The following is a 19,445-nucleotide window of genomic DNA, read 5'->3' as shown; positions in this document are numbered from 1 at the left end:
GAAATAAGCGAGAAATAAGGAAGACCGGTGCCCGGCGTCTCCCGCCGGGCACCGGCCGTTTCCGTAGGACGTAGATTGCGGTACGTGCCAGCAACGCTCTCGGTCCTTACCCGCAATCGCGACTTCCGCCGTCTGTTCGCCGCTGAGCTGGTGGTCTTCGGGGCCGACTGGTTCGTCATGGTGCCGCTGCTGGTGCTGCTCCCGCAGCTCACCGGGCACGGTTTCTGGGGCGGCCTGGTGCTGGCCGTGGACACCGGGATCAACGCGCTGCTGCTGCCGTACACCGGGACCGTGGCCGACCGCCTGGACCGGCGCAAGATCCTGATCGCGGCGAACCTGGCCGCCTTCCTCGCCGTGCTGCTGCTGTTCGCGGTGCGGTCGGCGGCCACCGCCCCGCTGGCCCTGGTCGCGATCGGCGCGATGGCCGTGGCCAAGGCGTTCTACCAGCCGGCCAGCTCGGCCGCGCTGCCGAACGTGGTGGAGCCGGCCGACCTGCCGGCCGCCAACGCGATCGCCGGCTCGGCCTGGGGCACCATGACCGTGCTCGGCGCCTCGCTCGGCGGCGTGGTGAGCAGCGTGGCCGGGCCGTACGCGAGTTTCACCGTGACCGCCGTCTTCCTGCTGGCGGGCAGCCTCCTGACCGCCCTGGTCCGCCGCCCGCTGCAGGCGGAGAAGCCGGTGGCCGGCCGGCCACCGGCCTCGCTGCGCGCCCTGCTCGAGGCGCTGCGCTACATCGGCGCCCGGCCCCGGCTCGGCGCCCTGGTCACCGTCAAGTCGGCGGTCGGCCTGGGCAACGGGGTGCTGACCGTGTTCCCGCTGATCGCCGCCGCGCACGGGGCCGGCCCGCTGGGCGCCGGGCTGCTCTTCGCGGTGCGCGGCCTGGGCGCGCTGGTCGGCCCGCTGGTGATGCGGCCGATGCTGGCCCGCCCGGCCTGGCTGTTCACCGGCCTGGCGCTGTCGATGAGCCTGTACGGCCTCGGCTATCTCGGTGTCGCCTGGACCCCGTGGTTCCCGGTGGTGCTGCTGCTGGTCTTCGTCGCGCACTTCGCCGGCGGCACCAACTGGGTGCTCTCCAACTTCGCCCTGCAGGCCGAGGTGCCGGACGAGCTGCGCGGCCGGGTCTTCGCCACCGACATGATGCTGGCGACGCTGGCCATCGCGGTCAGCCAGCTGGGCGCGAGCGCGGTGGTCGACCACGTCGACCAGTCCGTGGTGCTGGCCGGGTGCGGCCTGATCACGGTGGTCTACGCGCTCGGCTGGTGGCTGGCCACCCGGCGGCTGGCCCGCCGGGCGGCGGCCGGGAATGAGATTCCCGGGGCGCGGCAGTCACCCTGAGATGATCAAGCCCTAGCATGTGGCGATGGGCCTGACCTTCGTCACCGATCCGGTTTCCGTCAGCACCCCGGCGACCAGCGCCAACCTGGGTCCGGGGTTCGACGCGCTGGGCCTCGCGCTCACCCGGTACGACGACTTGACCGCCCGGGTCACCGACTCCGGTTTCACCGTCGAGATCAGCGGCCAGGGCGCCGGTGAGCTGCCGACCGACGAGACGCACCTGGTCGTGCGGGCCATGCTGGCCACCTTCGACGAGTTCGGCGAGCGGCCGCCCGGCCTGGCCGTCAGCTGTGTCAACCGGATCCCGCAGGCGCGCGGCATGGGCAGCTCGTCGGCGGCCATCGTGGGCGGCGTGCAACTGGCCCGCGGGCTGGTCGCCGGCGGTCTGGAGCTGATCGACGACGCGGCCGCGCTGCGCATCGCCGCGCGGATCGAGGGCCACCCGGACAACGTGGCCCCGTGCCTGCTCGGCGGGTTCACCGTGGCCTGGACCGAGGCCGGCGGCGCGCGGGCGGTCCGGCTGACGCCGGCCGAGGGAGTCCGCCCGACGGTTTTCATCCCGTCCGAGCGGGGGTATACGGCGACCGCGCGGGCCGCGTTGCCGTCCGAGGTGCCGCACCGGGACGCGTCGTTCAACGCGGGCCGGTCCGCGCTGCTCACCCACGCCTTGACGGGCGACCCGTCGCTGCTGTTCCCGGCCACCGAGGACCGGCTGCACCAGGGGTACCGGGCCGCCGGGATGCCGGGCACGGCGTCGCTGGTGGCCGCGCTGCGGTCGGCGGGCGTCGCCGCGGTGGTCAGTGGCGCCGGCCCGACCGTGCTGGCATTGACCGAGGTCCCGGGCGATTTCCACCCGGGCGCGCACTGGCACAGCGAGGTGCTGGGCGTGGACGGCGCCGGTGCTGTTGTGAAAGGGGGTATGGTGGAACACGCCGAGCGGGGTCCTGTTGCCGCAGGTCGCAAGAGTTGATTACGCTCTAGACCTAGCACAGCCGCGAAGCAAGCGATCTCTGCGGTTCGGCGCACCCCCGAGATTTCTGGGCCGTCCAGGTCTGTCTCAGCTCTCACCAAGGCTTACGCCGCTCAGCAGTCATAGATCGCTGCACTCGCCGAGACCTACCCGTCAAGGTATGACGGGCAGGGATACCGTCGAGCTGCCGTGCTGCACGAACTCCCGCGCCGCTGCTGCGAAGCGGGTTCCGAGGGCACCCGGCCCAGGCTGCAGTTCCGGGTGGACTCGGGTTTTTCCGACGGAAGGAATCCATTGAGCGACACCACCGACGTGACGTCGGGTGTTTCTGACGTCGCTGACGGCGCCGGCACCACCGCGACCGCCACGAAGCGCCGCCGAGGCGGCACCGGGCTGTCCGCGATGCTGCTGCCCGAGTTGCAGAGCCTCGCCGCCTCCCTGGGCATCTCCGGCACCGCCCGGATGCGCAAGGGCGAGCTGATCACCGCGATCACCGAGCGGCAGAGCGGCGGGTCCGCCGCCGCGGCCGAGCCGGCTCCCCGGCCGCGGACCGAGGCCGCTCCGGCCGCCGCCCCCGCGCAGCCGGCCCCGGCCGAGAAGCCGCAGACCGCAGCCGCCCCGGCCGAGACCACCCCGGTCGCCGCTCCGGCCGCCGAGGCCGCCCCGGCGACGGAGCGCCCGTCCCGGCGCACCCGTGACCGGGCCGCCCGTGAGACGGCACCCCGCGAGACCGCTCCGGCTGCCGCGCCGGCCGTCGAGACCGCGCCGGCTCCGGCCGCCGTGGCGACCGAGGCCGCGCCGGCCGACACCACCGAGCGCACCGAGCGGGGCGACCGCCCCGAGCGTGGCGAGCGGAGCCGCGATCGGCAGCGCAACCAGCGCGACGGCGAGCGGGGCGAGCGCGGGGAGCGCTCCGAGCGTGCCGAGCGCACCGAGCGGGGCGAGCGCACCGAGCGGGGCGAGCGCACCGAGCGGGGCGAGCGCAACGAGCGCTCCGACCGGGGTGAGCGTTCCGAGCGGGGCGAGCGCGCCGAGCGCGGCGAGCGGAACAACGACCGCACGAACGACCGCAACGACCGCAACGACCGGTCCGGCGGGGACCGTGGTCCGCGCGCCGACCAGGGTCACGACGACGACGACAACGACGGCGAGGGCGGCCGCCGGAGCCGGCGCAGCCGCTTCCGGGACCGCCGCCGCGGCCGCGACCGGGACGACAACCAGCGGGACGACAACCGTCGCGACGGTGGCCGCGAGCCGCACGTCGCCGACGACGAGGTGCTCGTCCCGGTGGCCGGCATCCTGGACGTGCTGGACAACTACGCGTTCGTCCGGACCACCGGTTACCTCTCCGGGCCGAACGACGTCTACGTGTCGATGTCGCAGGTGAAGAAGTACGGCCTGCGCCGCGGCGACGCGGTGACCGGCGCGGTGCGCTCCGCCCCGCGCGACGGCGAGCAGCGGCGGGACAAGTACAACCCGCTGGTCCGCCTGGACACCATCAACGGGATGGAGCCCGAGGAGGCCCGCCGGCGTCCCGAGTTCTACAAGCTCACCCCGCTCTACCCGCAGGAGCGCCTGCGGCTGGAGACCGAGCCGCACATCCTCACCACCCGGGTCATCGACCTGGTCATGCCGATCGGCAAGGGCCAGCGCGCGCTGATCGTCTCGCCGCCGAAGGCCGGTAAGACGATGGTGCTGCAGGCCCTGGCGAACGCCATCACCCGGAACAACCCGGAGTGCCACCTGATGGTGGTGCTGGTGGACGAGCGTCCGGAAGAGGTCACCGACATGCAGCGGTCGGTGAAGGGCGAGGTCGTCGCGGCCACGTTCGACCGTCCGCCGCAGGACCACACCACGGTCGCCGAGCTCGCCATCGAGCGGGCCAAGCGGCTGGTCGAGCTGGGCCACGACGTGGTCGTGCTGCTCGACTCGGTGACCCGGCTCGGCCGGTCGTACAACCTGGCCGCGCCGGCCTCCGGCCGGATCATGTCGGGTGGTATCGACTCGACCGCGCTCTACCCGCCCAAGCGCTTCCTCGGCGCCGCGCGCAACATCGAGAACGGTGGCTCGCTCACCATCCTGGCGACCGCGCTGGTCGAGACCGGGTCGATGATGGACACGGTGATCTTCGAGGAGTTCAAGGGCACCGGCAACGCCGAGCTCAAGCTGGACCGGAAGATCGCGGACAAGCGCGTCTTCCCGGCCGTGGACGTCTCCGCCTCCGGCACCCGTAAGGAAGAGATCCTGATGGGCAAGGAGGAGCTGGCGATCATCCACAAGCTCCGCAAGGTGCTCAGCTCGCTGGAGTCCGGCGCGGCTCTGGACCTCCTGCTGGACCGGCTCAAGCAGACCCGGACCAACATCGAGTTCCTGATGCAGATCGCCAAGTCGACACCAGGCGAGTAAACGCGTAAAAGCCGCGAGGCCCACCCGATCGGGTGGGCCTCGCGGCTTTTGTCGCACTCGTTGTCTGATTCGGCCCATACGGGGTCGTGCGAACCTCCGGTATCCCCATCCTCGATTCACCGGAGGCGCTCGATGATCGTGCCCGGCTACCGGGACCAACCGGCCGAGCCCTGGGATCGGGACGCCCCCGTCGACCCCGCCGAGGCGGAGGACTTCCTGCGCCGCTGCTACACCGAGAACCCCCGGCTCGGCCCGGTCGAGGCACGCCTGGCCATCGTCCGCGCGCAGATCGCCGCCACCGGCACCTACGTGCACACCCCGGACGAGCTGACCCACGGCGCCCGGATGGCCTGGCGCAACGCCAGCCGGTGCATCGGCCGGCTGTACTGGCGCAGCCTGCTGGTGCTGGACCGGCGCCGGGCCCGGACCGCCGACGAGATCTACTCGCTGCTGGTGCAGCACCTGCAGACCGCCGGGGACACCCAGATCCGGCCGGTGATCAGCGTCTTCGCGCCGGCCCAGCCGGGCCAGCCGTACGCCCGGGTGTGGAACGAGCAGCTGATCCGGTACGCCGGCTACCGCACCGAGGACGGCGAGTCGGTCGGCGACCCCCGGCTGCGCGAGTTCACCACCGCGGTCCGCGCCTTCGGCTGGCAGGGCAAGGGCGAGGCGTTCGACGTGCTGCCCCTGGTGATCGAGACCCCGGCGGACGGGATCCGGCTCTACGAGCTGCCCGAGCGGGCCATCCGCGAGGTGCCGATCAGCCACCCCGAGCACGGCTGGTTCACCGAGCTGGGGCTGCGCTGGCACGCCGTCCCGGCGATCGCCAACATGCGGCTGACCATCGGCGGCGTGCACTACCCGCTGGCCCCGTTCAACGGCTGGTACATGGGCACCGAGATCGGCGCCCGGAACCTGGCCGACGCCGACCGCTACGACCTGCTGCCGGTGGTCGCCGCCCGGCTCGGCCTGGACACCAGCCGGGAGTCCACGCTGTGGCGCGACCGCGCCCTGCTCGAACTCAACCGCGCCGTGCTGCACAGCTTCGAACAGGCCGGGGTGCGGATGAGCGACCACCACACCGAGGCGCAGCGCTTCCTCAAGCATCTGAGCAACGAGGAGAAGGCCGGACGCCCGGTGCCGGCCGACTGGACCTGGATCGTGCCGCCGATGTCCGGCGGGGTCACTCCGGTCTTCCACCGCTACTACCAGGAGCTCGACCTGCGGCCGAACTTCTATCTGGACGAGGAGGCGGCCGCGCTGGCCCGGGAGGGTATGCGGAGATGCCCGCATCATCAGTAGTTTGTCCGGATGGGGTTGGACTATGCGTACGAAATCCACCTTCCGGCTGACCGGGTGCGACACGCCTTGGAAGCCGTCGTGGAACTCGCGCCACCGGGTGAGAAGGCGAGCACACCGATCGTCCTGCCCGGCGGTGCCCGGCTGACCGTGCCGTTCACCTCGAATTTCCGGGGCGATCCGGTGGACTGCTCGGACGGTGGCAATCTGGATCTGGACACCTCGCTGATGTTCGAGGTCGGCGACGACGAGATCCGCGACTTCCTCGACGGGCCGGGCGGTGACCGGGCCGCGATCGGTTTCATCTACCTGACCGTCTCCTTCGAGAGCGGCCGCCGGCCGGGGTTCGCCGAGCTCGACTTCACCGCCGCGACGACCGGGATGAGCCTGCTGTTCGAGCGGTCGGCCAGTGTCCGGCGGCTGTTCACCGGGCTGGCCGAGCAGGTCGGCGCGGTGTGCTGCCTGCTCGACAAGGAGCAGCACGGCTATCAGATCTGCTGGACCGACGGGACAGACCCGGCCGATTTCCTGCCGGAGGAGGGGCCCGGCGGGGCCGGCCGGACCTAGGCGAACTCGTTGACCGCGAAGTCGTCGCGGTGGCGCCAGGCGGCCTCGGTGCGGACGTGGTCGGCGCGGACCCACTTCAGCAGCTTCATCGGGAACTCGGCGGCCGGGATGCGCCCGGCCGCGCGGACCACGAAGCCCTCCGAGCGGTCCGCGGAGCGCTGCGCCGCCCAGGCCGCCCGGGCCTCGGAGAGACTGCCGCCGCGGTAGAGCACCGGGACCATCGGCAGCTCCAGCCGGCGCGCCCAGTCCACGGTGTCGTCCCAGCCCAGCAGGGTGTCGGTCTCGTCCCAGATGCCGAAGACCAGGAACACCCCGGGCAGGTCGGTGTAGGCGACGCTGCGGCGGGCCCACATGGACTCGCCGCAGACCCGCCAGCCGTCCGGGATCTTCCAGGACGTCATCGCCCACAGCGCCTTGGCCGGCCGGTCCCACGGGTGGGTGCCGGAGTCGACCGAGCGCGCGTGCATCGCGTCCCGGGTGAAGGTGAGGTTCCCGCCGTCCATCTTCTCGGTCACCACGAGCTCGCCGTCCAGCCAGGACAGATCCGGCTGGATCCGGTCGTCGGCCGACGCGCCCGGAGAGTCCGGCAGATGGAACGTCCGCGGATACTTCACCACGATCAGAAGTCACCTTCCGCCACCTGGAACACGGTCAGGCCGAGCGCACGCCACATGCGTACCACCTGCTGGCGGTCGTCGAACACCCCGACCACCCGCCAGCGGTCCCGGATCTGGGCATCGAAGATCTCGCGCTTGACCACCGAGTCCTTGCGGCTGTCACCCTCCGGGCGCATGAACAGGGCTTCGTACGGCACGCCGACGAACAGCTCCAGCCACGCCTCGGTCTCCGCCCGGCACACCGCGTCCCGGCCGGAGCAGAAGACGATCGCGTGCCCGGCGGCGTGCATCGCCCGCACCGCCGTGATCACCGCCGGGTTCGGGACGTCCTCGCCGACCCGGGACCAGTCGTACGGACTGCGCCCGGCCATCAGCGCGACCGTCCCGTCGATGTCCACCAGGACCACCGGCGGCAGCTCCGGATCCGGCTCGTAGACCACGCCCGGGCCACCCGGGTCGACGAACGGCACCGGCAGCGGCAGGTTCTTCCCGGCCAGGTAGCGCTCGTGCATCCGGCGGATCGGGTCCTCGCCGACCCGGTCGTCGGCCGGCCGGTCGGCGTCCCGCCGGAGGCACTCCTCCAGCGGGACGTCGGTGAAGTCGTGCACCTCGAACGACGCGCCGAACCGGGCGGCCATCTCGGCCCACTCCCGGACCGTCTTGGCCCGCAGGTTGGTGTCGTCCACGATGACGCTGGCCCGGGCCCGCAGCAGCGCCTCGACCGCGGCCCGCTGGGCGTGCGTCACCTGCGCCTCCGCCCACTGGGTGAAGAGGCGCTCGCCGTGCAGCATCCGGCGCAGGTCGTCCCGGTTGACCCGGACCACGCCCGGCTGCAGCTTGCGGGCGAACGTGGTCTTCCCGGACGCGGGCAGGCCGCGCGTGATCAGCAGTCGTGTCATTCCTCGGCTCCTCCGGCGGGCGGCTGGTCGGCCGACGGCCGGACCCGCTGCCACAGGCCAGGACGGTAGTCGTGACCGTCCAGGCGCTGGAACAACTCACCCCGGTGCGGGCTGCGCACCGCGGCGAGCGCGAACTCCTTGCGGCTCCACCCCTCCGGCAGGCCGGCGACGATCTCCGCGTAGGCCGCCTCGACCGCGGCGGCGCGCGCCTCGACCTCGGCGGTCAGCCGGGCGGCGACACCCCGGGCCCAGATGTGGAACTCGTCCGGCAGCGGCTCCAGGAGCGCGTCCAGGTCGCCGCCGGTGGCCAGGATCTCCCACACCGACCGCGGGGTGAGCCCGGTCACCAGGCGGTGCAGCCGGACGTAGTCCGCGTACTTGATCTTCACTCGCTGGTCGGCGTCGGTGAAGTGGACGACCAGGCCCTCCCGCCCGTCGCGCGGCGGTGCGGCGAGCGCTTCGGCCAGCGTCGCGTAGCCGAACGTCTCGACCACCGGGCCCGGCCAGTCCGGCACCGCGTCCGGCCCGTGCGACCGCCCGGTGGCGATCTCCACGGCGCCGAGCAGCACCAGGTCGTCGAGGCCCTGGTAGTCCACGACGATCCGGTTGCCCGGGTAGATGATCTCCACGAGCACGGTCAGGCCCTCCGGCGGCACGAAGGACGCGTACCGCGTACGCAAGATGCCGGTCGCGTGGATCGCCTGGTCGGAGGCGAAGGAACCCCTGGTGGCGACGGCGTAGCCGGAGCCGTCGTGGTAGACGATGCCGAGGCTGCCGTCCGCCTTGTCGGTCACCGTCACCTTCGCCGCCGGGTCCAGGGCCGGCGCCTGCGCCTCGGTGTGGTTGAAGAATTTGGCGTACGGCCGCGCGACGATCCGGCCCGAGGCGTCCACGATCAGGCCCCGGCAGGCGAGCGTGACCGGGCTCCACGCGCCGGAGTACTGGCAGGCCTCGGTGTAGTTGTAGATCGTGAACGGGAGGCCGGGGTGACGCTGCGTCCGGATCAGTCCGTTCTGAACCGCTTCGAGGAGCGTGTCCGGATCGAAGACGTCGTGCAGCAGCGTCATGGGAGGTGCCTCTCGAGCGCGGGAATTACCGGAGGGGCGCTCACGTTATCCAGGGCGAAACCAGTTGCACCTCCTGATTTCCGGCAGCTACCGGGGATCTGGCAGACTGGTACATCGGCCAGTAAGGGTTCCGGTTCCCGTCCTCATTCATCACAGGACGACCCGGCGGCCCGACATCGTGAGAGGGACCGAGAAGACATGAAGAGCGGCATCCACCCGGAGTACACGACCACCGAGGTCATCTGCTCCTGCGGCAGCACCTTCACCACCCGCAGCACCGCCAAGGGCGGCGAGATCCGCGTCGAGACCTGCAGCGCCTGCCACCCGTTCTACACCGGCAAGCAGCGCGTCCTCGACACCGCGGGCCGGGTGGCGAAGTTCCAGGCGAAGTACGCCAAGGTCAACGCCGCGAAGAAGAAGTAACTGCTTCCACGGCGCCCGTCCCGGATCCCGGGGCGGGCGCCGTTCGCATGTGCGTGCCTTTTCCGGTCCGTCGTAGGGGAGTCCGATGAGCAACGACCGCCTGAACATGCTTCTCGCCGAGTACGCGGACCTGGAGAAGCGGATGGAGGACCCGTCGATCCACGCCGACCAGGCGCTGGTCCGCCGGGTCGGCCGGCGGTTCGCCGAGCTGGCGCCGATCTACTCGGCGCACGCCGAGCTGGAGGCCGCACGCGAGGACCTGGCCGCGGCCAAGGAGCTGGCCGCCGAGGACCCGGCGTTCGCCGCGGAGGCCGAGGCGGTCGCCGCCACCCTCCCGGCGCTGGAGGAGAAGCTCGGCGAGATGCTGATGCCGCGCGACCCGAGCGACGCCAAGGACGTCATCATCGAGATCAAGGCGGGTGAGGGCGGCCAGGAGTCCGCGCTGTTCGCCGGCGACCTGCTGCGCATGTACACCCGGTACGCGGAGCGCCGCGGCTGGGTGCTCGAGGTGATCGACTCGCAGGAGTCGGACCTCGGCGGGGTCAAGGACATCTCGGTCGCGGTGAAGAGCAAGGGCACGCCGGAGGGCGGGCACGGCGTCTGGTCCCGGATGAAGTGGGAGGGCGGCGTGCACCGGGTGCAGCGCGTCCCGGTCACCGAGTCGCAGGGCCGGATCCACACCTCGGCGGCCGGCGTGCTGGTGCTGCCCGAGGCCGAGGACGTCGACGTCCAGATCGAGCCGGGTGACCTGCGGATCGACGTCTACCGGTCGTCCGGGCCGGGTGGCCAGTCGGTCAACACCACCGACTCCGCGGTGCGGATCACCCACCTGCCCACCGGCACCGTGGTGAGCTGCCAGAACGAGAAGAGCCAGCTGCAGAACAAGGAGTCGGCGATGCGCATCCTGCGCTCCCGGCTGCTGGCGCAGGCCCAGGAGGCGGCGGACGCGGCGGCCGGCGACGCGCGCAAGGCGCAGGTGCGGACGGTGGACCGCTCGGAGCGGGTGCGGACCTACAACTTCCCGCAGAACCGGATCACCGACCACCGGATCGGCTACACCGCCTACAACCTGGACCTGGTGCTCGGCGGCGAGCTGGACGGGGTGCTGGACGCGCTGGCCGCGGCGGACCGGGAGGCCCGGCTGGCCGGCGACACCGAGATCAGCCGACGGCCGTGACGCTGAGGTCGTCGCCGCCGGCCATGCAGACCAGGTAGCGCGCGACCGGCTGACAGTTGCCCTCCAGGGCGTCGATCGAGCCGAGCACCTCGGTCCGGCCGGTGGCCGGGTCCAGGCGCAGGACCGCCTTGCGCAGATCCGGATATCCGTACGCGCGGAGCACCAGCAGCGTGCCGTCGGGCCGGGGCGGAAAGAGCACGGTGCCGTCGATCCACGGGTTCCCCGCGATGCCGGCGGTCGCGTCCACCACCCGGGAGCTGTCCGCCCCGCCGGAGTTGATCAGCAGGCGGCCGGCGCCGATCGGCAGCGCGCCGGTCTGCCGGGCGGTCCAGAGGTCCGCGCCGGACCGCACGTCGACCGCGTGCAGCGTCTCCCGGTCGCCCAGGCAGAGCACCGGGCCGCAGAACAGCGCGTTGACGTCCGGACCCAGCCCGGAGCGGTGCCACAGCTCGGTCAACGTGTCGGTCCGGTACATGGTCACGGTCGACTCGGCGCCGTACCGGATGTCGGCGAAGCGGCCGTCGGCGATCATCGGCAGCCACGGCTCGCCGGTGACCGGGGCGGCCTGACGGCTCGCGAGCGGCCGGCCGTCCGCGTAGCGGTAACTGGTGAGCAGCCCGGCCGCGGTGACGGTGACCACCTGCTCGGGCGTCGCCGGCTGGTCCGGGGCCACCACGGTCACCGCCGGGTCGATCACGCGGTCCCAGACCGGGGCGCCGTCCACGGCCCGGACCAGGTGCAGCCCGGTGATCCGGGCCCGGTCGTCCCAGTCGGCGAAGAGCGCGGTGGTCGCGTCACCGGCCATCATCTGACCGGCGTGCCGCCACTGGACCGCCCCGGTGCGGCTGTCCAGCACCACGGTGTCGGTGGCGTACTGGGCGGCGGCGTTGTTCTCCTCGACGACGCGCATGTGCTCGGTGACGTAGAGCCGGTGGGCCGGCTCCCGGGTGATCATCCAGGTCGGCTCCGGCCCGATCCGGGTGGTCCACCGGACCCGGCCGTCGGCCAGGTCGTACGCGCTCAGCGCCGCCCCGTCCGGCCCGGTCCGGAACAGCACCGCCTGGCCGTCGGCGAACTCCGGGTAGCCGCCCTCGGGCACCGGCATCGACCACAGCTCGTGGACCAGGGGCGGGCCGGGGCGGGCGGAGCCGGTCAGGCCGATCGCGCAGAGCACGGCGAGGACAGCGGCCGCGGCCCGGGACAGGTCCCGGCGCCGGAGCTGGGCCGGCCGGGCGGCGTCGGCCGGCTCGGGAAGGGCCGGCTCGCTGACGTCGCCCAAGTCGATCGTCGTCATGGTGTCGCCGATCCTAGGCTTCCCGGTCACCCGACCGCGGTGACCACGATCCGGCCGGGTCGCCGGCAGGCCAGGAAGCGGCCGGTGACCGAGCAGTAGACGCCCTCGATCGACTCGACCGTGCCGACCGGGGTGGACCGGCCGGCGACCAGGTCCATCCGGCTGAGCACGGTCCGGACCGGGCTGCCGGTGGTGTTCCCGATCAGCAGGTCGCCGTCCGGCCAGCCGGGGCCGAGGCCGGCGATCACCCGGCCGGTGGCCGCGTCGACCAGGGTCTGCGCCGGCTGGTCGGTGTCGGTGCCGGCGGCGAGCAACCGGTCCGGTCCGGCCCGGTTGACGAAGCCCTGACCGGCCAGCACCCAGCGGGTGGTCCCGGTGGCCGGTTCCAGGCCGGCGACGTCGGCGCCCCGGGACAGGCAGAGCACCGGTCCGCAGTCGCTGATCAGCGAGGAGCGCAGCGTCCGCAGGCTCCAGTCCGGGCGCAGGTCGGTCAGCCGGTACGCGGTGACCGTGGCGCCGAGCGGGTCGGTCCGGGTGACCACGTACCGCCCGTCGTGGATCAGCGCCTGGGCGCCCAGGTCCCGATCGGTGTTCCAGGCCACCCGCCCGCGGGCCAGCGGGGTGCCGTCGGCGTACCGGTAGACGGCGGCCTCGCCGGCCTCGGTGACGGTGACGATCCGGGACCCGTCGAGTTCTAGCCGGATCACCCGCCGCACCGGCCGGGTCCAGCGGATCTCCCCGGTACGCGCCCCGGCCAGCCGCAGCGCGGTGATCTCGCCGAGGTCGTCCCGGTCGGCGAGCAGCACGGCCTCCGGGGTGGTGTGCTGCACCTCGCCGGTGGTCCGCCAGCGCACCTCGCCGGTGGCCGCGTCCACCACGGTCGCCCGGCTCGGGTAGAACGCCTCCGGGCGGTCGCCGATCGACCCGCGGGGCGTGTCGGCGAGCTGGACCATCCCGTCGCCGGCGAGGAAGGTGAGCAGCCCGCCGCCGCTGACCCAGGGCAGGTCCCGGGTCCACCGGGTGGCGCCGGTGGCCAGCTCGTACGCGGACAGCACGGTCCGCCCGTCGGTGGCCCGGGCCACGTAGACGGTGTCCTCGGTGGTGGCCAGGCCGTCGCCCTGCTCGGCCGGGACGCTCCACACCTCGTGCACCAGCGGCGGGTCCGGGGTGGCCGCCGCGCCCAGGGTGACCGCGCAGAGCAGGGCGACCAGCGCGGCAGCCGGGCGGCGGGGCAGCCGGCGGGCCGGTGGCGGGGCGGGCGGCTCGTCCGGGTGGACGCTCAGGTCACCGAGGTCGATCACCGTCATCCGGGCACCGCCAGCGCGAACATCCGGTCGTTGTCCTGGCAGAGGAGCACCGAGCCGGCGGTGGTGCAGGAATGCGGGTCGGCGATCGGCGGCAGCAGGCCGAGCAGCCGCCAGGCGCCGGTGGCCAGGTCGAGGCGGATCGCCGCGGTCCGCCGGTCCGGTGACCGGGTGGCGTGCAGCAGCAGCACCGATCCGGGCTCGGCGAGGTACGCCCGGGCGATCGTGCCGGGCACCCGGCTGGCCAGCACCCGGCCGGTCGTCGCGTCGGCCAGCGTGCGGGTCAGGCCGTCCGGGTCGGTCAGCAGCACCCGGCCGGTGGTGGCCAGGTCGATCCCGTTCGCCTCCGGGTGCTGCCACACCTCCCGGCCGGTGGCCGGGTCGATCGCGACCGCCCCGCCCGCGCCGATCCGGCAGATCAGCGTGGCGCACGGGACGACCTGGGCGACCGTGGCGCCGCCGAAGTCGCCCAGGTCGCGGAAGTCGCCGAGGTCGAAGAACCGGAACTCGGCGCCGCTGCTGGTCTGCAGGCGGCCGTCGTAGGCGAACACGATGTCGAGGGCCCGGATCGGCAGCCGGCCGGAGCTGTCCAGCGTGCCGTCCGCCCAGCGGTAGAGGTCGATCCGGCCGTCGACCGCCGCGACGATCCGCCCCGGCGTCCCGTCCGTGCGGTACTCCACCTGCACGTCGTCGGCCGGCGCGACGGCGCGGCTCCAGACCGGGACGCCGTCGGTGAGCCGGACCTGGCTGAGCCGGACCGCCCGGCCGTCCGCGTCGTACCCGGCGAGCAGCGCGACACCCCGGTCCTGGGCCAGCGCGGTGCCGGGCCGCTGCCAGAGAGTGCGGCCGTCGGCGGTGCCGCGGGCGGTGACGACGCCGTCGGACCGGCCGGCCTGCCGCTCGGCGATCAGCAGCAGCACCGGTCCGGCCGCGAGGAACCGGTCGAAGACCGCGTCGCTGGTGCTCCACCGCCGGGCGCCGGTGGCCAGGTCGTAGAGGACCAGGTCGGACTGCTCGCCGGTGCGCTGCTGGTAGACGGTGTCCCCGTCCAGGCTGACCAGGTCGTCCAGGCCGGACGGCGCGGACCAGAGCAGGTCGCCGCCGGCCGGCGGGCGGGGCCGGGCCGAGCCGGTCACCGCGAAGAGGGTGAGCAGGGCGAGCACGGCGCAGAGCAGAGGGCGCGGCCGCCACTCCTCCCGGACCGGTGGCTCCGGCTCCGGCTCGCCGAGCTCGATCACGGCCATCTCAGGTGGGTTTCCGACTCGCCGCGGCGGCGGCCAGGGCGGCGCTCAGCCCGCGGCCGTTGGCGCCCACCTCGGACCAGCCGGCGGCCAGCCCGATCGGGGTGCCGGGGACCAGCACCTGCCAGTTCTCGGTGGCCGCGGCGGCGCTGATCCGGCGGGCTACCTCGGCCGCGTGGTGCGGGCCGGCGCCCGGCAGCACCAGCACGAACTCGTCACCGGCGAACCGGGCCACGAAGTCGCCCCGGCGCATCACCCGGGCCAGCACCCCGGCGATCCGCTGCAGCACCAGGTCGCCGCAGTGCCGGCCGTGCCGCAGGTTGACCGTGGTGAAGCCGACGATGTCGCAGACCCCGACGGCGGCGCGTTCGCCGCGGACCAGCAGGCCGTCCACATAGTGCTCCAGCGCGCGGCGGTTGGGCAGGCCGGTGAGCGGGTCGGTGAGCGTCTCGTCGCCGTAGCGGTGCGGGTCGCGGTGGGTCTCCTGGGCGTCCAGCCGGGCCGCGACCCCGTCCAGGTAGCCGTCCCGGAGCTGGTCGATGCGCTGGGCGGCGAGGCGGAACGCGTACCGGTCGGCGGCGTGCGCGGCGGCGTGGTCGCCGGCGCTGGCGTGGCAGATGCTGCGCAACCGGGCCGGCTCGGGGGCGCCGAGCACCTCGGCGGAGACCGGGATCGCCTCCAGCATGGTCAGTGCCCGCTCCGGCTTGCCGGCCGCGATGGTCAGGCAGACCGCGCCGAGATGGTGCAGGTCGCGGGTCCGCGCGCTGTCCCCGCCGCCGGTCAGCCAGGTGGTCGCGCCGGCCTCGGTCGGCTCGCCCAGGGCGGCCCGGCGGGCCAGCGCGTAGCCGTAGACCGCGCGGCTGCCCGGGCGCAACTGGTCGGTCGCCAGGTAGCGGGACAGCTCGGCGTCGATGTCGCGGAGCACCCGCAGGCAGCCGTCGGTGTCGCCCTGGTGGTCGAGGGCGACCGCGTTGCGCAGCCGGATGCCGGGGGCGGCGAACACCTCCGGGGCCAGCCCGGCGCTCGCGCCCACCTCGCGGGCCTGCTCGATCGAGGTCAGCGCCTGGCCGTGGAAGCCCAGATAGGAGTACGCCATGGCCAGGTCGTGCCAGCCCCAGGCGGTCTCCGCGTCCCGGTCCGGCACCGCGGCCAGCGCGCGGGACGCCTGGACCAGGTGGGTCACCCCACGGTCCAGATTGCTCTGCAGGTGGGCGCCGAGGGCGGCGAAGGCGTGCAGCTGGCCGCGCAGGTAGGGGTCGGGCACCTCGCGGACCGCCTCGGTGGCGGCCGCCATCGCGGTGGCCAGCTCGGCCACCCGGCCCAGGTTGATCAGCGCGCCGAAGCGCTGGACCAGCGCGTACGCCCGGGTGAGGGGATCGGTGCTGCCGGCCAGCACGGCGTCCAGGATCGGCAGGGCCCGGGCCGAGCGGCCGTCCTGCTGCAGTCGCCCGGCCCGGCGCAGGTCGTCGACATGTTCCGCGAGCTGGTCCAACCAACCCACCAGGCGCCTCCCACGGCCTTCGGCGCGATCGCTGGGTGACCCGGCCGATCCCCGGCGTGCGCGACGTCTCATGATTATGCCGTGATGCCGCGTGACGAACACCCCCGCCGGACCCGTCTGGCACCCGAGCTGGCATCGGCGGCCGCCGAACTCTCGGCCGCCGGGGTGTCCTCGCCGCGCGTCGACGCCGAACTGCTCGCCGCGCACGTGCTGGACGTGCCGCGGGGCCGGCTGCTGCTGATCGACGGGATCCGCGACGACGAGCTGGCCCGGTTCCGCGAGCTGGTCGCCCGGCGCGCCGAGCGGATCCCGTTGCAGCACCTGCTCGGCACGGCCGCGTTCCGCCACCTGGAGCTGGCGGTCGGCGACGGCGTCTTCGTGCCGCGGCCGGAGACCGAGCTGCTGGCCGGCTGGGGCATCGAGCGCACCGCGCCCGGCGCCATCGTGGTCGACCTGTGCAGCGGCAGCGGGGCGATCGCGCTGGCGGTCGCCGACGAGTCGGCGGCCGGCCGGGTGATCGCGGTGGAACGCTCGCCGGCCGCGCTGCCCTGGCTGCGGCGGAACGCGGCCGAGCTCGGCAAGGTCGAGGTCGTCGAGGCGGACGTGACCGATCCGGATCTGCTGTCCGAGTTGCACGGTCAGGTCGACGTGCTGCTCTGCAACCCGCCCTACGTCCCGGAGGGCACCCCGGTGCCACCCGAGGTGTCCGATCACGACCCGGCCGAGGCGGTCTTCGGCGGCGCCGACGGCCTGTCCGTGATCCGGCCGGTGGTGAACCTGGCCGCGGCCCTGCTCAAGCCGGGTGGATGGGTCGGGATCGAGCACGACGACGTGCACGGCGCCGCGGTGCCCGCGCTGCTGCGCGCCGACGGCCGGTTCACCGAGGTGACCGCCCACGACGACCTCACCGGCCGCCCGCGATACGCGACCGCCCGTCGCGGCTGACGGCATGGCAGACTGCACGTCGTGATGCTCTACGACTGCACCGCCATCGCCGATCGTGATCGCGGCGTCGCCGCGGCCGTCGAGGCGGCCAAGAGCGGTGAGCTCGTGGTGATGCCCACCGACACGGTGTACGGGGTGGGCGCGGACGCCTTCACCGCACACGCGATCACCCAGCTGCACCACGCCCGCGGGTCGGACCGGCGGGTGCCGCCGCCGGTGCTGGTCGGCTCCCGGCACACCCTGGACGGGCTGGTCTACTCGCTGCCCCGGGCCGCCCGGGACCTGGCCGACGCGTTCTGGCCGGGCGCGCTGACCATCATCGTGGAGCACTCGCCGAGCCTGCAGTGGGACCTGGGCGACACCGGCGGCGTGATCGCGGTCCGGATGCCGCTGCACCCGGTCGCCCTGGAGGTGCTGCGCGAGGTCGGCCCGATGGCGGTGACCACCGCCAACAAGGTCGGCTCGCCGTCCCCGCTGACCGCCGAGGAGGCCCGCGACCAGCTGGAGTATTCGGTGCGGGTCTACCTGGAGGCCGGTCCGGCCGTCGACCCGTGGCCGAGCACCGTGGTCGACGTGACCGGCGACGTGCCGCGGGTGCTGCGCACCGGCTCGATCCCGGTCGAGAAACTGCGCGACGTGGTGCCGGAGATCGTCGAGGGGCAGGCCTGAGGTGGCGGCGCCGTTCACCGTTCTGCACGTCTGCATGGGCAACATCTGCCGCTCGCCGATGGCCGAGCGGCTGCTCGCCCGGGCGGTCCGCGACCGGGCCGGCGCGGCCACCGACGAGCCGCTGGTCCGCAGCGTCAGCGCCGGCACCGGCGGCTGGCACGAGGGCGAGGAGATGAACCCGCCGGCCGCCCGGCAGGTGCGCGCCCGGCGCGGCTCCGACGACGGCTTCCTGGCCCGCAAGCTGCGCGGCGACTTCATCGACGAGGCCGACCTGATCCTCACCGCCACCGCCGACCAGTACGACTACGTGGTCGCGCTGCGCCCGGACGCCGCCGGGCGCACCTTCGTGCTCGGCGAGTTCGGCCGGCTGCTCGGCGCCGTCGACCGGGCCGCGCTGCCGCCGGCCGAGCCCAAGCCGGAGGCGGTGCGCCAGCGCGGGGTGGCCGTCGTCGCCGCCGTGCACCGGCTGCGCGGCGGCGAGGCGCCGCTGCTCACCGACGATCTGGACGATCCGTGGGGCCGTGGCGACCAGACCTTCCAGCGGGTCGGCGACGAGATCGAGGACACCACCGTCCCGCTCGCCGCGTTGTTGCTTCCATGAGCCGTGTCGTTCCGCCCGACGCCGACGGGGTGCGCCGGGCCGTCGAGATCCTGCGCGCCGACTCGGTCGTCGCCTTCCCCACCGAGACCGTCTACGGGCTCGGCGCCAACGCCTTCTCCCGGCAGGCGATCAGCGAGGTCTACCGGCTGAAGAACAGGCCGAGCTGGAACCCGCTGATCGTGCACGTCGCCTCGGTCGAGGCGGCCCGCGAGCTGACCGCCGAGTGGCCGGCCGTCGCCGACAAGCTGGCCGCGCGATTCTGGCCGGGCCCGCTCACCCTGGTGCTGCGCCGGGCCGCGCACCTGGCCGGGGTCGGCGCCGACAACGACACCATCGCCGTCCGGATCCCCGCCCACGAGGTGGCGCTGCGCCTGCTCGAGGCGTCCGGCCTGCCGCTCGCCGCGCCCAGCGCCAACCGGTCCGAGTCGATCTCGCCGACCACCGCCGGGCACGTGGTGCGCAGCCTGCCGGACGTGCCGCTGGTGCTGGACGGCGGCCCGTGCTCGTGGGGCATCGAGTCGACCGTGCTGGACCTGACCACCGAGGTGCCGACGCTGCTCCGGCCCGGGGCGCTGAGCCTGCGCGCGCTGCGTGACGTGACCGGGGCGATCGCGCTGCGGGACGCGGAGACGGCGGACGGCGCGGCCCGGCCGTCGCCCGGGATGAGCCGGCGGCACTACGCGCCGCGCGCCAAGGTCATTCTGACGCCGGACGTGCGGGAGGCGGATCGGTCGCGCTTGGCGGCGCCTGCGGCGATTTTGACGTACGAGGGGAGCGCGCTGCCGTCGTACCGTCAACCGACCGAACCCGGCACCGGGACCGCCGTGATCACTTCCGGCCAGCCTGAGGTCGTCGAAGTGCTCTCCGCCGATCCGGCGGAGTACGCGGCGGATCTGTATGCCGCGCTGCACCGCCTGGACGACGCCGGGGTGGCCACCATCCTGGTCCAGGAGCCGCCCCGCACCGAGGACTGGCTCGCGGTCCGCGACCGGCTCACCCGCGCCGCCGCCTGACCCGGGTTTCCACAGTCCGGGGTTGTCCACAGGGCCGCCGCACGATCTCGCACCGCCCCGTCACACTGTCTGCGGGGGCTGCCCCCTGGGAGGGTGGGCTCTGTGCGTGGTGGCCAC

At 73.6% G+C, this 19,445-nt stretch carries 18 protein-coding genes; 11 read left to right on the top strand and 7 right to left on the bottom strand.

The window, feature by feature from the left end; all coding sequences use genetic code 11:
* Positions 1 to 84: 84 nt before the first annotated feature.
* The 5 genes from BJY16_RS03265 to BJY16_RS03245 all read left to right on the top strand — a co-directional run bounded on the left by BJY16_RS03265 (position 85) and on the right by BJY16_RS03245 (position 6,577).
* Complete coding sequence (locus BJY16_RS03265; RefSeq protein ID WP_185037640.1) at positions 85 to 1,335, top strand: MFS transporter; 1,251 nt, start codon at positions 85 to 87, stop codon at positions 1,333 to 1,335.
* 25 nt (positions 1,336 to 1,360) lie between these two features.
* Positions 1,361 to 2,305 (top strand): homoserine kinase, encoded by a 945-nt coding sequence (gene thrB / locus BJY16_RS03260; protein ID WP_185037639.1) that lies wholly within the window; start codon positions 1,361 to 1,363, stop codon positions 2,303 to 2,305.
* 294 nt (positions 2,306 to 2,599) lie between these two features.
* Positions 2,600 to 4,711 carry a transcription termination factor Rho gene (rho, locus tag BJY16_RS03255; RefSeq protein WP_185037638.1) on the top strand — a complete coding sequence of 704 codons (2,112 nt, stop codon included), beginning with the start codon at positions 2,600 to 2,602 and terminating at the stop codon, positions 4,709 to 4,711.
* 132 nt (positions 4,712 to 4,843) lie between these two features.
* The gene (locus tag BJY16_RS03250) at positions 4,844 to 6,013 is read left to right on the top strand and encodes a nitric oxide synthase oxygenase (protein WP_185037637.1); all 1,170 of its coding nucleotides are present in this window, start codon (positions 4,844 to 4,846) and stop codon (positions 6,011 to 6,013) included.
* A gap of 78 nt (positions 6,014 to 6,091) precedes the next feature.
* Positions 6,092 to 6,577 (top strand): hypothetical protein, encoded by a 486-nt coding sequence (locus BJY16_RS03245; protein WP_185037636.1) that lies wholly within the window; start codon positions 6,092 to 6,094, stop codon positions 6,575 to 6,577.
* On the opposite strand, the gene BJY16_RS03240 is transcribed toward BJY16_RS03245, so the two are convergent.
* Genes BJY16_RS03240 through BJY16_RS03230 form a run of 3 tightly spaced genes read right to left on the bottom strand, consistent with a single transcriptional unit; the run spans position 6,574 to position 9,160 of the window.
* On the bottom strand, positions 6,574 to 7,194 hold the full coding sequence (locus BJY16_RS03240) for an RNA ligase family protein (protein ID WP_239177881.1): 621 nt from the start codon (positions 7,192 to 7,194) through the stop codon (positions 6,574 to 6,576). The two genes, BJY16_RS03245 and BJY16_RS03240, sit on opposite strands and share 4 nt — an antisense overlap.
* A 2-nt stretch (positions 7,195 to 7,196) precedes the next feature.
* On the bottom strand, positions 7,197 to 8,093 hold the full coding sequence (locus tag BJY16_RS03235; RefSeq protein WP_185037635.1) for a phosphatase domain-containing protein: 897 nt from the start codon (positions 8,091 to 8,093) through the stop codon (positions 7,197 to 7,199).
* Positions 8,090 to 9,160: an RNA ligase gene (locus tag BJY16_RS03230; RefSeq protein WP_185037634.1), complete on the bottom strand. Its 1,071-nt coding sequence runs from the start codon at positions 9,158 to 9,160 to the stop codon at positions 8,090 to 8,092. Before BJY16_RS03230 ends, BJY16_RS03235 begins: the two co-directional genes overlap by 4 nt.
* 198 nt (positions 9,161 to 9,358) lie before the next feature.
* Between BJY16_RS03230 and rpmE the strand changes: the two genes are divergently transcribed.
* Positions 9,359 to 9,583: a 50S ribosomal protein L31 gene (gene rpmE, locus BJY16_RS03225; RefSeq protein WP_133874661.1), complete on the top strand. Its 225-nt coding sequence runs from the start codon at positions 9,359 to 9,361 to the stop codon at positions 9,581 to 9,583.
* Positions 9,584 to 9,668: 85 nt separating this feature from the next.
* A complete protein-coding gene (gene prfA / locus BJY16_RS03220; RefSeq protein WP_185037633.1) occupies positions 9,669 to 10,760 on the top strand; it encodes a peptide chain release factor 1 in 1,092 nt (363 codons plus the stop codon).
* Here the strand turns inward: prfA and BJY16_RS03215 are convergent.
* Genes BJY16_RS03215 through BJY16_RS03200 form a run of 4 tightly spaced genes read right to left on the bottom strand, consistent with a single transcriptional unit; the run spans position 10,744 to position 16,100 of the window.
* Positions 10,744 to 12,054: an outer membrane protein assembly factor BamB family protein gene (locus BJY16_RS03215; protein WP_185037632.1), complete on the bottom strand. Its 1,311-nt coding sequence runs from the start codon at positions 12,052 to 12,054 to the stop codon at positions 10,744 to 10,746. The two genes, prfA and BJY16_RS03215, sit on opposite strands and share 17 nt — an antisense overlap.
* A 26-nt stretch (positions 12,055 to 12,080) precedes the next feature.
* Positions 12,081 to 13,361, bottom strand: a complete 1,281-nt coding sequence (locus BJY16_RS03210; RefSeq protein ID WP_185037631.1) for an outer membrane protein assembly factor BamB family protein — start codon at positions 13,359 to 13,361, stop codon at positions 12,081 to 12,083.
* Positions 13,358 to 14,602 carry an outer membrane protein assembly factor BamB family protein gene (locus BJY16_RS03205; RefSeq protein ID WP_185037630.1) on the bottom strand — a complete coding sequence of 415 codons (1,245 nt, stop codon included), beginning with the start codon at positions 14,600 to 14,602 and terminating at the stop codon, positions 13,358 to 13,360. The genes BJY16_RS03210 and BJY16_RS03205 overlap by 4 nt, the downstream gene beginning before the upstream one ends.
* 1 nt (position 14,603) lies before the next feature.
* On the bottom strand, positions 14,604 to 16,100 hold the full coding sequence (locus BJY16_RS03200; RefSeq protein ID WP_185037629.1) for a GGDEF domain-containing protein: 1,497 nt from the start codon (positions 16,098 to 16,100) through the stop codon (positions 14,604 to 14,606).
* Positions 16,101 to 16,184: 84 nt separating this feature from the next.
* Between BJY16_RS03200 and prmC the strand changes: the two genes are divergently transcribed.
* Genes prmC through BJY16_RS03180 form a run of 4 tightly spaced genes read left to right on the top strand, consistent with a single transcriptional unit; the run spans position 16,185 to position 19,328 of the window.
* Complete coding sequence (gene prmC, locus BJY16_RS03195; protein WP_185037628.1) at positions 16,185 to 17,045, top strand: peptide chain release factor N(5)-glutamine methyltransferase; 861 nt, start codon at positions 16,185 to 16,187, stop codon at positions 17,043 to 17,045.
* 24 nt (positions 17,046 to 17,069) lie between these two features.
* Complete coding sequence (locus BJY16_RS03190) at positions 17,070 to 17,714, top strand: L-threonylcarbamoyladenylate synthase (RefSeq protein ID WP_239177885.1); 645 nt, start codon at positions 17,070 to 17,072, stop codon at positions 17,712 to 17,714.
* A 1-nt stretch (position 17,715) separates the two neighbouring features.
* Positions 17,716 to 18,315, top strand: a complete 600-nt coding sequence (locus BJY16_RS03185; protein WP_275408102.1) for an arsenate reductase/protein-tyrosine-phosphatase family protein — start codon at positions 17,716 to 17,718, stop codon at positions 18,313 to 18,315.
* Entirely contained in the window at positions 18,312 to 19,328 is a 1,017-nt protein-coding gene (locus BJY16_RS03180) for an L-threonylcarbamoyladenylate synthase (RefSeq protein ID WP_185037627.1), read from the top strand. The genes BJY16_RS03185 and BJY16_RS03180 overlap by 4 nt, the downstream gene beginning before the upstream one ends.
* The last annotated feature ends 117 nt before the right edge of the window (positions 19,329 to 19,445 follow it).

Source organism: Actinoplanes octamycinicus, assembly GCF_014205225.1.
GTDB classification, from domain to species: domain Bacteria; phylum Actinomycetota; class Actinomycetes; order Mycobacteriales; family Micromonosporaceae; genus Actinoplanes; species Actinoplanes octamycinicus.
The sequence above is the reverse complement of the archived record's forward strand: the minus strand, read 5'-3'. Positions and strand labels throughout refer to the sequence as shown.